This is a genomic window from Actinomadura sp., from assembly GCF_044508335.1.
Taxonomy (GTDB): Bacteria; Actinomycetota; Actinomycetes; order Streptosporangiales; family Streptosporangiaceae; genus Spirillospora.
Genome location: NZ_JBIQHY010000138.1, coordinates 1 through 14156 on the forward strand (window position 1 = coordinate 1; position 14156 = coordinate 14156).

General features: G+C 72.3%; 12 protein-coding genes. 5 read left to right on the top strand and 7 right to left on the bottom strand.

The window, feature by feature from the left end:
* The first annotated feature begins 188 nt into the window (after positions 1-188).
* Together ACIWVC_RS30305 and ACIWVC_RS30310 are read left to right on the top strand one after the other, a co-directional pair.
* On the top strand, positions 189-1523 hold the full coding sequence (locus ACIWVC_RS30305) for a UDP-glucose dehydrogenase family protein (protein WP_396451731.1): 1335 nt from the start codon (positions 189-191) through the stop codon (positions 1521-1523).
* 42 nt (positions 1524-1565) lie between these two features.
* A complete protein-coding gene (locus tag ACIWVC_RS30310) occupies positions 1566-1979 on the top strand; it encodes a CoA-binding protein (protein WP_396451733.1) in 414 nt (137 codons plus the stop codon).
* A gap of 4 nt (positions 1980-1983) precedes the next feature.
* Here ACIWVC_RS30310 and purE read toward each other — a convergent pair whose 3' ends face one another.
* Together purE and ACIWVC_RS30320 are read right to left on the bottom strand one after the other, a co-directional pair.
* A complete protein-coding gene (gene purE, locus ACIWVC_RS30315; RefSeq protein WP_396451756.1) occupies positions 1984-2451 on the bottom strand; it encodes a 5-(carboxyamino)imidazole ribonucleotide mutase in 468 nt (155 codons plus the stop codon).
* Positions 2452-2470: 19 nt separating this feature from the next.
* Positions 2471-3715, bottom strand: a complete 1245-nt coding sequence (locus tag ACIWVC_RS30320) for a 5-(carboxyamino)imidazole ribonucleotide synthase (RefSeq protein ID WP_396451735.1) — start codon at positions 3713-3715, stop codon at positions 2471-2473.
* 221 nt (positions 3716-3936) lie between these two features.
* Between ACIWVC_RS30320 and ACIWVC_RS30325 the strand changes: the two genes are divergently transcribed.
* Positions 3937-4521: a GtrA family protein gene (locus ACIWVC_RS30325; RefSeq protein WP_396451737.1), complete on the top strand. Its 585-nt coding sequence runs from the start codon at positions 3937-3939 to the stop codon at positions 4519-4521.
* On the opposite strand, the gene ACIWVC_RS30330 is transcribed toward ACIWVC_RS30325, so the two are convergent.
* The 5 genes from ACIWVC_RS30330 to glgX form a co-directional block, all read right to left on the bottom strand.
* Entirely contained in the window at positions 4518-5789 is a 1272-nt protein-coding gene (locus ACIWVC_RS30330) for an ATP-binding protein (protein WP_396451739.1), read from the bottom strand. The genes ACIWVC_RS30325 and ACIWVC_RS30330 overlap by 4 nt on opposite strands.
* Before the next feature lie 96 nt (positions 5790-5885).
* Complete coding sequence (locus ACIWVC_RS30335; protein ID WP_026402549.1) at positions 5886-6557, bottom strand: response regulator transcription factor; 672 nt, start codon at positions 6555-6557, stop codon at positions 5886-5888.
* A 140-nt stretch (positions 6558-6697) separates the two neighbouring features.
* Complete coding sequence (gene treZ / locus ACIWVC_RS30340) at positions 6698-8470, bottom strand: malto-oligosyltrehalose trehalohydrolase (RefSeq protein WP_396451740.1); 1773 nt, start codon at positions 8468-8470, stop codon at positions 6698-6700.
* The gene (treY, locus tag ACIWVC_RS30345; RefSeq protein WP_396451742.1) at positions 8467-10800 is read right to left on the bottom strand and encodes a malto-oligosyltrehalose synthase; all 2334 of its coding nucleotides are present in this window, start codon (positions 10798-10800) and stop codon (positions 8467-8469) included. Before treY ends, treZ begins: the two co-directional genes overlap by 4 nt.
* Before the next feature lie 12 nt (positions 10801-10812).
* The gene (glgX, locus tag ACIWVC_RS30350; RefSeq protein WP_396451743.1) at positions 10813-12999 is read right to left on the bottom strand and encodes a glycogen debranching protein GlgX; all 2187 of its coding nucleotides are present in this window, start codon (positions 12997-12999) and stop codon (positions 10813-10815) included.
* 230 nt (positions 13000-13229) lie between these two features.
* On the opposite strand from glgX, the gene ACIWVC_RS30355 reads away from it, so the two are divergent.
* Positions 13230-13547 (top strand): bacterioferritin-associated ferredoxin, encoded by a 318-nt coding sequence (locus tag ACIWVC_RS30355; RefSeq protein WP_396454881.1) that lies wholly within the window; start codon positions 13230-13232, stop codon positions 13545-13547.
* A 101-nt stretch (positions 13548-13648) separates the two neighbouring features.
* A complete protein-coding gene (bfr, locus tag ACIWVC_RS30360) occupies positions 13649-14146 on the top strand; it encodes a bacterioferritin (protein WP_396451746.1) in 498 nt (165 codons plus the stop codon).
* Positions 14147-14156: the final 10 nt, after the last annotated feature.

A 14156-nucleotide genomic window follows, 5' to 3' on the forward strand; every position in this document is an offset into this window, starting at 1 on the left:
GCCAGCTCACGCACCGTACGCCGCAGCAGCTCATGCTCCTCCGACGGCGCGTACGTGGGAAAGTCAGAACTCATGCCGCAGATGCTACCCGTCAGTAGGGGTTGCCGGGCGGCGCGGGTGCGTGTCCGCAGCGGGCACGCTGCAAGTAGGGCCGCTAGTCGGCGACCGCGAATCGAAGGGAGCGGGTCTTGACCCACCGGCTGACGGTCATCGGAACGGGATACCTGGGCGCCACCCACGCGGCGTGCATGGCGGACCTGGGTTTCGAAGTGCTCGGCCTCGACGTCGACGCGGAGCGGATCGCGCGGCTCTCCGCGGGCGACCTGCCGTTCTACGAACCGGGCCTGGAGCCCGTGCTGCGCCGCGGCCTGGAGACCGGGCGGCTGCGGTTCACCACGTCCTACGAGGAGGCCGCCGAGTTCGGCGACGTCCACTTCCTGTGCGTGGGGACGCCGCAGAAGGCCGGGGAGTACGCGGCCGACCTGAGCTTCGTCGACGCGGCGGTCGCGTCGCTCGCGCCCCTGCTCCAGCGGCCCTGCCTCATCGTCGGCAAGTCCACCGTGCCGGTCGGGACGGCGGCGCGGCTGGCGGAGACGCTGAACCGGGTCGCGCCGGCCGGGGGCGACGCCGTCCTCGCCTGGAACCCGGAGTTCCTCCGCGAGGGGTTCGCCGTCCAGGACACCCTGCACCCCGACCGGATCGTGGCCGGGCTCCCCGCCGAGCAGGGCGCCGCCGAGTACGCGGAGAAGGTGCTCCGCGAGGTGTACCGGACGATGATCGCGGAGGGCACGCCGTTCATCACGGCCGACTTCCCCACGGCCGAGCTGGTGAAGGTGTCCGCCAACGCCTTCCTGGCCACCAAGATCTCGTTCATCAACGCGATGGCGGAGGTCTGCGAGGCCGCGCACGCCGATGTGACGAAGCTCTCCGAGGCGCTCTCCTACGACGACCGGATCGGCGGCAAGTTCCTCGGCCCCGGGCTCGGCTTCGGCGGCGGCTGCCTGCCCAAGGACATCCGGGCGTTCATGGCGCGGGCGGGGGAGCTGGGCGCCGACCAGGCCCTCACGTTCCTCCGCGAGGTCGACGAGATCAACATCCGGCGCCGCATCCGGATGGTGGACCTCGCCCGGCAGATGCTCGGCGGCTCGTTCGCCGGGCGGACGGTCGGCGTCCTCGGCGCCGCGTTCAAGCCCAACTCCGACGACGTCCGCGACTCCCCGGCACTGGACGTGGCGGCGTCCATCCGGGCGCAGGGCGCGCAGGTGACCGTGTACGACCCGCAGGCCATGCCGAACGCGCGCCGCGCGCATCCGACCCTGGAGTACGGCGAATCGGCCCTGTCCGCGGCCGGCGGCGCGCACGTGGTGCTGCTGCTGACCGAGTGGGCCGAGTTCCGGTCCATGGACCCGTCCGAGCTCGCCGGGGTCGTCGCCGAACGCAACATCGTGGACGGGCGCAACGCCCTCGACCCCGAGCGGTGGCGCGCGGCCGGCTGGAACTACCGGGCCCTCGGACGCCCCTGAGCCGGCGGGAAGCAAAGGCGCACGGGGGCTGTTGTGCCGGACATGGCTGACGAATTCGCCGACCAGGACGTGATCCGGCGGCTGCTTAGGGAGTCCGGGACGTGGGCGTTCGTCGGGCTCGGCGACAACCCCGCCCGCGAGGTCTACAACCAGGCCCGGCTGATGCAGCAGCGCGGGAAGCGGATCATCCCCGTCCACCCGGACGCCCGCGAGGTGCTCGGCGAGCCGGGGTACGCCTCGCTCGCCGACGTCCCCGGCGAGATCGACGTCGTCGGCGTCTACCGGCGCGCCGAGCACGCGGGCAAGGCGGTGGACGAGGCGATCGCGGCCGGCGCGAAGGCCGTGTGGCTGCCGCTCGACGTGGTCGACGAGGCGGCGGCGCGGCGCGCGAAGGACGCCGGGCTCGACGTCGTGATGGACCGCTGCCCGGCGGTCGAATGGGCCCTGCGCCGCTAGGCGCTCAGAGCCTCTCGCGGAGCCGCGCGCCCTTCGCCTTCGCCTGCCCGTAGAGGTCCCGCTGGAAGACCTCCATCTTGGCCCGCAGCTCCTCGTCGGACGCGGCGAGGACGCGGACGGCCAGCAGCCCGGCGTTGCGGGCCGCGCCGACCGCGACCGTCGCGACCGGGACGCCCGCGGGCATCTGGACGATCGAGAGCAGCGAGTCCATGCCGTCGAGGTACTTCAGCGGGACGGGGACGCCGATCACCGGCAGCGGCGTCACCGACGCGAGCATGCCCGGCAGGTGCGCGGCGCCGCCCGCCCCCGCGATGATCACCCGGAGGCCGCGGGAGGCCGCCTGCTCCCCGTAGGCGATCATGTCGTGCGGCATGCGGTGCGCCGACACGACGTCGGCCTCGTACGGGACGCCGAACTCGGCCAGCGCCTGCGCGGCGCCCTCCATGACGGGCCAGTCGGAATCGCTGCCCATCACCACGCCGACGACCGGATCAGTCACCCGTGCCTCCTCTGCGGGGCGCCCTTGCCCCCATCTTCGTCCCCCACCGCAGGTAGTCGGCGGCGTGGCGGGCCCGTGCGCGGACGTCGGCGAGGTCGGAGCCGAGCGCGGTCACGTGGCCGATCTTGCGGCCGGGGCGCGACTCCTTGCCGTACATGTGCACTTTGACCGCCGGGTCGTGGGCCATGACGTGGAAGTAGCGGGAGTAGACGTCGGGGTCGTCGCCGCCGAGCACGTTGGCCATGACCGTGTACGGCGCGGTGGGCTCGGTGGAGCCGAGGGGCAGGTCGAGGACGGCCCGGAGGTGCTGCTCGAACTGCGACGTGCGGGCGCCGTCGATCGTCCAGTGCCCGGAGTTGTGCGGCCGCATGGCCAGCTCGTTCACCAGCAGCCCGTCGCCGGTCTCGAACAGCTCGACCGCGAGGAGCCCGACGACGTCCAGCTCGTCGGAGATGCGCAGCGCGAGGTTCTGCGCCTCGGCGGCGAGGTCCTCCGGCAGGCCGGGAGCGGGCGCGATCACCTCGGTGCAGATCCCGCCCTCCTGGACGGTCTCCACGACCGGGTACGCGGCGCCCTGCCCGTACGGGGACCGGGCGACGAGCGCGGCCAGCTCCCGGCGGAACGGGACGTGCTCCTCGACCATCAGGCCGACGCCCGCCGCGAGCAGCCGCTCCACCTGGCCGGACGGCTCGTCCACGATCCAGACGCCCTTGCCGTCGTATCCGCCGCGGGTGGCCTTGAGCACCAGCGGCCGGCCGTGCTCGCGGCCGAACTCCTCCAGGAACTCCACCGGCGACGTCTCCGGCACGGGCGCGTACGCCGGGCAGGGGAAGCCGAGCCCGCTCAGCTTCCGCCGCATGTACAGCTTGTCCTGCGCGTGGGCCAGGGCCGCCGCGTCCGGCCGGCACGGGACGCCCGTCTCCTGCAGCGCCAGGATGTGCGGAGCCGGGACGTGCTCGTGGTCGAACGTCACCACGTCGCAGCCCTTGGCGAACGCCAGCAGGTCGTGGTGGGACCGGTCGTCGCCCACCCTGACGTCGGACACGACCTTGGCGGCCGAGTCGTCCGGCGTGCCGGCGAGGACCCGCAGCGACACGCCGAGCGCGATCGCGGCCTGCTGCGTCATCCGGGCGAGCTGCCCGCCGCCCGCCATGCCCACGACCGGGGTGTCCGCCCGGCGGGGCCGGTCCGCCGGGCCCGGTGGGCCGCCGTCCCCCGAAGAGCGCTGAAATGTCACGTCAGAAGGTTACCGGCCGCCCGCCCCGAACGAATCCGCGGCCGCCGGCGTCGTACGTGTGTGGGCATCTCGGCAATGGGCAGGGAACGCCTGGTGAGGGTGAAACGTTCATGTTCCGACGTCCCCGCGGCGGCGGGCGTCTATCCTCGTGGTGCCTCCGCAGCAGCCGCCGCGCCGTCGGCAGCGGCGTTCGACGCAGTCCGGAAGGACGGTTCCCCTCTGTGAGCCTGGTCGCCAGTCTCCATCGGCGGTTCGCGCACCTCGTGCGGGAACTCGCCAAGTTCGGCAGTGTGGGCGCGATCGCGTTCGTGATCACGGTCGTGATCGGGAACGGCCTGCACACCGGGCTCGGGGTGGGCCCCCTGACGTCCAACGGCGTCGCCACGGTCGTCGCGACGACCTTCTCGTACCTGGCGAACCGCTACTGGACGTTCCGGCACCGCGACCGCACCGGCCTCGGCCGCGAGTACGTGCTGTTCTTCGCGCTGAACGGCGTCGGGCTCGTGATCACCGAGCTGTTCATCGGCTTCTCGCACTACGTCCTCGGCCTGGACGGCGCCGTCTTCTACAACATCGCGCTGATCATCGGCACCGGCGTGGCGACGCTGTTCCGCTTCTGGTCGTACAAGAAGTGGGTGTTCCTGCCGTCGACCGCGCCGAGCGTCGCCCCCGCGTCCGGCCTCCCGGAGGCCCCCGGCGCCGAGGGGGCGGGCATCCACCGCGCGGGCGACCGCCCCGCACCGCGCCTGGGCCACCCGCTGGACGCCCCCGCCGAGAACTACACCGGGAACTACGCCGAGATCTAGGCGGGGCCCATCACCACCCGTTCGGCGGCGAGGCGCGCCTCGGCGGGTTCGCGCAGGAAGACGCCGAACACGGCCGGGCGGGACTGGATGAGCTCCAGCCGGCCGCCGTCGACGACGGCCAGGGAGCGGGCCAGGTAGAGGCCCAGCCCGGTGCCGTGGCCGCCGCTGACGCTGCGGTCGAAGATGCGCGGCTCCAGTTCGGGCGGGATCCCGGGGCCCTCGTCGCCGATCTCGACGACGACCGAGCCGGCGCCCGGCTTGGTGTGGATGGTGACGGTGCCGGCGCCGTGCGCGAGGGAGTTCTCCAGGAGGGTCGCGACGATCTGGGAGAGCCCGTCGGGGTTGGTGAGGCCGACGAGCCCCTGCTCGCCGACGATGCGGACCTCCCGGCCGGCCTTGCGGAAGCTGGGGCGCCACTCCTTGACCTGCTGGGTGATGATGTCGTCGATCGGGGACGGGACGGCGCCGCCGGTCGGGTCGTGCCGGGCGCGGGCGAGGAGCTGCTCGACGACGGCGACGAGGCGTTCGGCCTGCGCGACCGCGGCGGCGCCCTCCTCGCGGACGACGTCGGGGTAGTCGGCGGCCTCGATCATCTCCTCCAGCCGCATGGACAGCGCGGTCAGCGGGGTGCGGAGCTGGTGGCTGGCGTCGGTGGCGAACTGGCGGCCGGCCACGACCAGGTCGGTGATGCGGACGGCGCTGCGGTCGAGCACCTCGGCGACCTGGTCGATCTCCGGGATGCCGTAGCGGCGGGGCCGCGGGCGGGCGTTGCCGCTGCCGAGCCGGTCGGCGGTCTCGGCGAGTTCGCGGAGCGGCAGCATGAACCTGCGGGCCTGCACCATCGCGAGGCCGACGGTGACGGCGACGCCGAGCAGCGCCAGGCTGGCGATCAGCAGGATCAGCCGCAGCGCGGAGTCGCGGACCTCCGACTCCGGTCGCGACACCCGGACGCGGACGGCGCCGTGCGCGGCGGCGGCGGTGAGGGCGGGGCCGCGCCTCGGCGGCCCGGCGGTGATGGTGCGGCCGTCCGGCAGGGTGACCGAGACGTGCCGGCCCGGATACTCGCGGGCGATGACCTCGCCGGTCACGGGCTGCGGCTTCTCCAGGCTGTAGCCGACGCTGCCGGCGATGGAGGACGCCTCCCGGTCGAGCGACCGGCCGGCCTCCTCGTAGACGAGCTTGTGGGCGGCGTAGGCGAGGGGTATGCCGAGCAGGAGGATCGCGACCACCGCCACCGCGAGCGTCGACAGGAGGAGTCGGCGCCTCATCAGGGCTCCTTCGAGGGTGGGGCCGCGGACCGCGCGGCACGCCGGGGGCCTCTCGGGAAGGCCCCCGGTCGTCCCGCACGGCCGCGGCGGCCGGTGCTAGTCGCCGCGCTCGAACCGGAAGCCGACGCCCCGCACCGTGGTGATGTAGCGGGGGCTGCCGGCGTCGTCGCCGAGCTTGCGGCGCAGCCAGGAAATGTGCATGTCGAGGGTCTTGGTGGAACCCCACCAGTTGGTGTCCCACACCTCGCGCATGATCTGTTCGCGGGTCACGACCTTGCCGGCGTCCCGGACGAGGACGCGCAGCAGGTCGAACTCCTTGGTGGTCAGCTGGAGCTCCTGCTCGCCCATCCAGGCGCGGCGCGACTCGGCGTCGATCCGCACCCCCTGGACGATCGGGGTCTCGGTGCTGCCCCGGCGCAGCAGCGCCCGCACCCGGGCGAGCAGCTCGGCCAGCCGGAACGGCTTGGTCACGTAGTCGTCGGCGCCCGCGTCGAGCCCGACGACGGTATCGACCTCGTCGGCCCGGGCGGTCAGGATCAGGATGGGCACGCCGTGCCCTTCGGCCCGTACCCTGCGGGCCACCTCAAGGCCGTCCAGCTCGGGAAGGCCGAGATCCAGGACGATCAGGTCCACACCGCCGCCGAGCGCCCGCTCCAGCGCCTGCGGGCCGTCCGGGCTTACTTCGACGGTGTACCCCTCGCGACGCAGCGCGCGGGCGAGAGGCTCGGAGATGGACGTGTCGTCCTCGGCGAGCAGTACTGAGGTCATGAACCGATCGTATGACCATTCTTGACCATTACCGGGCCGCCTCCGCGCTCTTGACCTGCGGTTTGCCACTCGTAGTACATTCGCGAACACGGCATATCCGGCGTTACCCGTATCTACGCCACATTACGCGTGGTCACAGGTCAGCGAAAAACCGCGATCGAGGCGCCCGGAAGCTCCACCGAGGGCGTTCCGGAATCGCCGAGTTCGTCGGCATCGAGATGTATCGCCGGATCCGATGCGAGGAGCAGCCGCGGACGCCCGCCGGGCGGCGCGGCGGGCAGGACGACCGGGACGGCGCCGAAGTTCGCCGCGACGCAGATCTCCCCGCGCCACATCATCAGCCAGCGGGCGCCGTTCTCGTCCACCTCGACGCGCGTCGCGGTGAGCCGGGGATCGTTCAGCTCCGGCCTGGACCGGCGCAGCGAGATCAGCGCGCGGTGCCATTCCAGCAGGTCGGCGTGGTCGGGCTCGTCCGGCTCGGTCCAGTCGAGGACGGAGCGCCGGAAGGTTTCCACAGCCTGTGGATCGGGCACCTCGCCCGCCCAGCCGTGCCGCGCGAACTCCCGCCGGCGCCCCTCGCTCACGGCGCGCGCGAGCTCGGGGTCCTGGTGGTCGGTGAAGTAGCACCACGGGGTGGACGCGCCCCACTCCTCGCCCATGAACAGCATCGGCGTGAACGGCGCGAGCAGCAGGAGGGCCGCGCCCACTTTGAGCAGCCCTGGGGACGGCAAGAGGGTGCCGATGCGGTCGCCCGAGGCGCGATTGCCGACTTGGTCGTGGTTCTGCAGAAAGCCGAGGAAACGGTGTGCGGGTGTTTCCCGGACGTTCACCGGCCGCCCGTGCCGCCTGCCCCGGTAGGCGGACATGGTCCCGTCGTGGACGAAGACCCGGGTGACGGCCTTTTTCAGCGTTTCCAGCGAACCGAAGTCGCAGTAGTACCCCTGCCGTTCCCCGGTGAGGGCCGCGTGCAGGGCGTGGTGGAAGTCGTCGCTCCACTGCGCGTCCAGGCCGTATCCGCCCGCCTCCCTGGACGTCACCAGGCGCGGGTCGTTCAGGTCGGATTCGGCGATGAGGAACAGTGCGCGCCCGAGATGAGCGGACTCCGCGGCCACCGCGCGCCCCATCTCCTCAAGGATGTGCACGGCGCTGTGGTCGGTGATGGCGTGGACGGCGTCGATGCGCAGCCCGTCGAAGTGGTAGTCGCGCAACCACATGAGCGCGTTCTCCACGACGAACGCGCGGACCTCGTCCGAACCCTCCTGGTCGAAGTTCACGGCGTCGCCCCACGGGGTGGCGTGGGCGCTGGTGAAGTACGGTCCGAAGCTCCCCAGCCGGTTGCCGTCCGGGCCGAGGTGGTTGTAGACGACGTCCAGGATGACGGCGAGGCCGCGCGCGTGGGCCGAGTCCACGAACCGCTTCAGCCCGTCCGGCCCGCCGTACGGCTCGTGCGGCGCCCAGAGGTGGACGCCGTCGTACCCCCAGCCGTGGTGGCCCGGGAACGACGCGACGGGCAGCAGCTCCACCGCGTCTATGCCGAGCGCCACCAGATGGTCGAGGCGGTCGGCGGCGGCGTCGAACGTCCCTTCCGGCGTGAACGTCCCGACGTGCATCTCGTACAGGACGCTCCCGGGCAGCGGGCGGCCGTGCCAGTGCTGATCCGTCCAGGCGAACCGGTCGTGGTCGTAGACGCGGCTCCGGCCGTGCACACCGTTGGGCTGCCACGGCGAACGCGGGTCGGGCAGCACGTCGCCGCCGCCGTCCAGGACGAACCCGTAGTCCGTGCCGTGCCCCGCGCCGACGACACGGGCCTCCCACCAGCCGGAGGGCAGCGCCTCCATGGGATGCCTCATCCCCTCGACCACGACCTCGACGCGTTCGGCGTCCGGCGCCCACACCGCGAACCGATTGCTCAACTATCGATCTCCCTGGGGACGAGGAGGGCCACGGGGAGGTGCTCGAAGACGCGCGCCGCGTCCAGGATCGGGCCCATGTGCGTGCAGCCGGTCAGGACGTCCCGCCAGCCCTGGTGCCGGACGTCCACCCGCGTGCCGTCCCAGCCGCCGCGGCGCTCCAGCCCGCGGGGCAGCCGGGTGGCGAGCGCGATCGCGTCGCCCCGGGCGAACCCGATCAGGTGCTCGGCGGCGGGGCCGCGCGCCGCGACCGGCTCGTGCCGCGAGCCCGGCCCGAACCACTCGGGGTGGGCCCGGCGCAGCCGCAGCGTCCGCGAGGTGACCAGCAGCTTCTCGTCGTCGACCTCCTTCGGCCGGCGGCCGGTGTCGAGCCGGGCGAGGTGCTCGCGGCGGCGCCCGAAGTCGACCGGGCGCCGGTTGTCGGGGTCGACCAGCGCCAGGCCGGTCAGCTCGCACCCCTGGTAGACGTCCGGGACGCCGGGCATCGCCAGCTGGACGAGCTTCTGCCCCAGCGTGTTCACCCGCGCGTAGGGGGCCATCTCGGCGACGAACGACGTCATGTCGGTGACGAGGTCGGCATCGGACAGCACGCCCCGCGCGTAGGCGAGCACGGCCTCCTCGTAGTCCGCGTCCTGCTCGGCCCAGGACGTGCGGGTCTTGGCCTCGCGCATCGCCTTGGTGAGGAACTCCTCCAGACGGCCGCGGGTGATCGGCCACGCACCGACGAGCGTCTGCCAGAGCAGGTATTCGAGATCGGGTTCCAGCGGCGAGGGAGCCGGACCCCACGTCCGCCACCGCTCCACCGCCTCCGCCCACTCGCCCGGGATCTCCGCCAGCACCGCCAGCCAGGCCCGCACGTCCTCCTCGCGCTTGGTGTCGTGCGTGGAGAGCGTCGTCATCGTCAGCGGCCAGTCGCGGGCGAGACGGATGCAGTGCGCGTGGAAGTCCTCCGGGCCGACGGAGAACCGCCCCGGCGCGCCGCCCACCTCGTTCAGCGCGGCCATGCGGTTCCACCGGTAGAACGCGGTGTCCTCCACGCCCTTGGCCGCGAGCGGCGCGGACGTCTGCTGGAACCGCACGATGAACTCGGCGTCGGTGCGCTCGCCGCGCCCCAGGGCCAGGTCGACGACGGTGTCCAGGTCACCGTGCAGGTCTTCGGGCAGGTGGGCGCGGGCCCGGCCGGCGGCCTCGTTCAGCACGTCCACGGCCTGCTGCGGCGCCTCCTCACCGGGCACGACATACGCCCGGTACACGGGCATGGCGACGAGCAGCTCGACCAGCGCCCGTTCCAGGCCGGGGCGGCGTTCGCCCACCACCCGGCGGAGGACGCGCAGCAGCCGGTCGATCTCGGGCTTCAGCCCGTGCGTGGCGGCGTGCAGGCGCGAATCGTGCTCGACCTCCTCGAATGCGGCCGGGTTGCCCGTCAGCGACACGTAGTAGTCGGTGAGCGGCTTCTCGCCGGCCGGGTCGATGAACAGCCCGCCGACCATGCCGAGCGAGTCGTAGCCGGTGGTGCCCGCGCACGGCCAGTCCGGCGGCAGCCGCTCCTCCCCCTCGGTGATCTTCTCGACGAGGATCCAGCGGCCCGGCGCGGCCTCCGCCAGCCGCCGCAGGTAGCCGCGCGGATCGGCGAGCCCGTCCGGGTGGTCGATGCGCAGGCCGTCCACGAGGCCCTGCTCCACCAGGCTCAGCAGCAGCCCGTGCGTGCGCTGGAAGACCTCCGGGTCCTCCTGCCGCAGCCCGATCAGCCCCGAGATGTCGAAGAACCGCCGGTAGTTGGGCTCGCCCTCGCCGGGCAGGACGATCCGGCCGCCGCCCGCCTCCCAGTCGATGTCGAACCACCTCGCGAACGGCGAGGCCGCCCCCTCCTCCAGCACCTCCGCGAGCGGCAGGTTCAGGTCGTGCGGCTCCGGGATCGCCATGTGGTTCGGGACGACGTCGACCAGCACCCGCAGGCCGTGCGCGCGGAACCGGGTCGCCATGGCGCCGAACGCCTCCGCCCCGCCGAGCTCGTCGGAGAGCCGGGAGTGGTCGACGACGTCGTAGCCGTGCGCGGAGCCGGGCGCCGCCTGCAGGACCGGCGACAGGTAGACGTGGGACACGCCGAGGGACGCCAGGTAGGGGGCGAGGGCGGCGGCCTCGGCGAACCCGAAGCGCCCCTCGGGCGTCCCGCGCAGCTGGAGGCGGTAGGTGCCGGACGGCGGCGCGGCGGCGGGGTCATCGGCGGGAGCGGGCGCGTCGGCCCAGGCGGTCTCGGTGCTGTGGTCCTCGGACACGGCTTCCTCTGGGGGGTCGGCGGGGAGCGGTTCCTCGGCGGCGGGTTCGGCGGACATGGACGGACGCCCTCAGACGCGGCGCAGGACCTGGATCGAGCGGGCGGCGACCGGGACGTTCTCGCGGGCCTTCACGATGGGCGACTCCTCCTCGGCGAGCAGCGGGTCCGCGGTGTCCAGCATCTTGATCCACATCTGCCCGTAGACGGCGGGCGGAAGCGTGAACGGCAGGTCCCCGTCGTGCGCGTTGAACAGCAGCAGGAACGAGTCGTCCCCGACCTGCCGCCCGCGCCGGTCCGGCTCGCCGATCGCGTCGCCGTTCAGGAACACGTTCAGCGACTTGTTGAAGCCCGCCGACCAGTCCTTGTCGGCCATCTCATGCCCGCCCGGCGTGAACCAGACCAGGTCGGGCAGCTCCTCCGACTCCGCCGCCGCGTCCGACTTGCGCCGCGCGGCCTTGCGGGCGCGCTTCGTCCGCTGGTCGCCGAGGAAGAAGCGGCGGCGCCGGAAGACGGGGTGCTCGGTGCGCAGGGCCGACAGCCGGCGGACGAAGTCGAGCAGCGGGCCGCGCTCGTCGAAGAACGTGTCGTCGCGCAGGCCCGTCCAGTCGACCCAGGAGATCTCGCCGTCCTGGCAGTAGGCGTTGTTGTTGCCGCCCTGGGTGCGGCCTATCTCGTCGCCGTGCGACAGCATCGGGACGCCCTGGGAGAGGAACAGCGTGGTCAGGAAGTTGCGTTTCTGCCGCTCGCGGAGCGCGATGATGTCGAGGTCGTCCACCGGGCCCTCGTGCCCGCAGTTCCACGACCGGTTGTCGTCGGTGCCGTCCCGGTTGTTCTCCCCGTTCGCCTCGTTGTGCTTGCCGTCGTAGGAGACGAGGTCGTGCAGCGTGAACCCGTCGTGGCAGGTCACGAAGTTGATCGAGGCGATCGGGCGGCGGCCGTCGTCGGCGTACAGGTCGGACGAGCCGGTCAGCCGGGACGCGAAGTCGGGCAGCGCGCCCGGCTGCCCCCGCCAGTAGTCGCGCATCGTGTCGCGGTACTTGCCGTTCCACTCCGTCCACAGCGGCGGGAAGTTGCCGACCTGGTAGCCGCCCTCCCCGACGTCCCACGGCTCGGCGATGAGCTTCACCTGCGAGACCACCGGGTCCTGCTGGACGAGGTCGAAGAACGCCGACAGCCGGTCCACCGCGTGCAGCTCGCGGGCCAGCGTCGCGGCGAGGTCGAAGCGGAACCCGTCCACGTGCATCTCGGTCACCCAGTACCGCAGCGAATCCATGATCATCTGAAGTACGTGCGGGCTCCGCATCAGCAGGCTGTTGCCGGTGCCCGTGGTGTCCGTGTAGTAGCGCGGGTCGTCGTCGGCGAGCCGGTAGTACGAGGCGTTGTCGATGCCCCGGAACGACAGCGTCGGCCCGAGGTGGCTGCCCTCGGCGGTGTGGTTGTAGACGACGTCCAGGATCACCTCCATGCCCGCCTCGTGCAGCGCCTTCACCATCGCCTTGAACTCCAGCACCTGCTCGCCACGCTGCCCGGACGAGGAGTACTCGTTGTGCGGCGCGAAGAAGCCGATCGTGTTGTAGCCCCAGTAGTTGCGCAGGCCGCGGCTCGTCAGCGCGTCGTCGTGGACGAACTGGTGGACGGGCATCAGCTCCACCGCCGTCACCCCGATCGAGCGCAGATGATCGGTGATCACCGGATGCGCGAGGCCCGCGTAGGTGCCGCGCAGCGCCGGCGGGATGTCCGGATGCCGCGCCGTGAGGCCCTTGACGTGCGCCTCGTAGATCACCGTCTCGTGGTACGGGATGCGCGGCGGGCGGTCGTCGCCCCAGTCGAAGTACGGGCTGACCACCACCGACCGCATCGTGTGGCCCGCCGAGTCGGCGTCGTTGCGCGACCACGGGTCGCCGAAGTCGTAGCCGAAGCACGACTCGTCCCAGTCGACCTCGCCCTCGACGGCCTGCGCGTACGGGTCGAGGAGGAGCTTCGCCGGGTTGCAGCGGAGCCCGCGGCGCGGGTCGTACGGCCCGTGCACCCGGTAGCCGTACCTGCGCCCCGGCATCACGCCGGGCAGGTAGGCGTGCCAGACGAAGGCGTCCACCTCCGGGAGCGGGAGCCGCGTCTCCTCGCCGTCGCCCGCCGGCCCGTCGAACAGGCACAGCTCCACCCGCTCGGCCGCCTCGGAGAAGACGGCGAAGTTCGTCCCCGCGCCGTCGAACCGGGCCCCGAGGGGGTACGCGTCGCCCGGCCAAACCTGTGCCACTGACCCGCCCTCCCGTCCAAGGCGCGCGCCGCGGGCCGGCCGCCCCGGCCCGGCGTCGCACGCGGGAAGCCCTTCCCCGTGAGGGGTGGATCACACCGATTGGGAGCCCACTGGCCAGAACGGACATACCTGAGCTATCTTAGGCTTGCCTTACCTCAATAAGGGCGCCCTAAGACCGGGGTCGGGTGCGCCCGAGCCAGCTTCCCGCCGCACGGAAGGCTCCTAGCCGCATGTACGTCTGCATCTGCAACGCCATCACCGAGGATGACGTTCACGGCTGCATGGCGAGCGGTTGCGCGACCGCCAAGGCCGTCAAGGCCGCGTGCGGCTTCAAGCCCGGGTGCGGCATGTGCACGAAGCGCATCTACACCATGGTCAGCGAGTACCGGACGGCGAACGAGCTGGCGGACGCCCTGACCGGCGGCCCGCTCGCCCTCATGGCCGCCCCGGAGCCCCGCCCGGCCGAGCGTTCCGAACCGTCCGCGCCCGCCCCGCCGGCCGTCACGGACATCACCGCCGAGGGAGCCGCCCCGCCGACCGCCGCCTGAGCGCCGTCCAGCACACCCGCACGGCCCGCCACAGGGGCGGACATGCACCGTGCGGGGGTTAGTGCTGTCCTCAACTGTGCGCGCGTGACAGCATGGGCGCCATGGAAGGCGACAAGGACATCATCGCGCTGCTGAACGAGCAGCTCACCGCGGAGCTCACCGCCATCAACCAGTACTTCCTGCACTCCAAGATGCAGGAGAACTGGGGCTTCCTCCGGATGGCGAAGCACACCCGCGACGAGTCGTTCGACGAGATGCGGCACGCGGAGCGGCTCACCAACCGGATCCTGTTCCTGGAGGGACTGCCCAACTACCAGAAGATCGGCACGCTGCGCATCGGGCAGACCGTCCTCGAGCAGCTCAAGGCCGACCTGGAGATCGAGATGGAGGCCGTGGCGCGGCTGCGCCCCGGCATCGAGCTGATGCGCTCGCGCGGCGACGTCACGTCCGCGCGGCTCTTCGAGGACATCCTCGCCGACGAGGAGGAGCACATCGACTACCTGGAGACCGAGCTGAGCCTCGTCCAGGCGCTCGGCGAGCAGAACTACCTGCAGCGCCTCACCGACTCCCCCACCGAGAGCGGCCCCAGCGCCTACTGAACCGGCGCCC

Coding starts and splice junctions, on each gene's coding strand:
- ACIWVC_RS30330 (WP_396451739.1), bottom strand. CDS start 5,789: ATGAGGCGCCGACTCCTCCTGTCGACGCTCGCGGTGGCGGTGGTCGCG.
- ACIWVC_RS30310 (WP_396451733.1), top strand. CDS start 1,566: ATGGCTGACGAATTCGCCGACCAGGACGTGATCCGGCGGCTGCTTAGG.
- ACIWVC_RS30355 (WP_396454881.1), top strand. CDS start 13,230: ATGTACGTCTGCATCTGCAACGCCATCACCGAGGATGACGTTCACGGC.
- bfr (WP_396451746.1), top strand. CDS start 13,649: ATGGAAGGCGACAAGGACATCATCGCGCTGCTGAACGAGCAGCTCACC.
- treY (WP_396451742.1), bottom strand. CDS start 10,800: ATGTCCGCCGAACCCGCCGCCGAGGAACCGCTCCCCGCCGACCCCCCA.
- purE (WP_396451756.1), bottom strand. CDS start 2,451: ATGGGCAGCGATTCCGACTGGCCCGTCATGGAGGGCGCCGCGCAGGCG.
- ACIWVC_RS30335 (WP_026402549.1), bottom strand. CDS start 6,557: ATGACCTCAGTACTGCTCGCCGAGGACGACACGTCCATCTCCGAGCCT.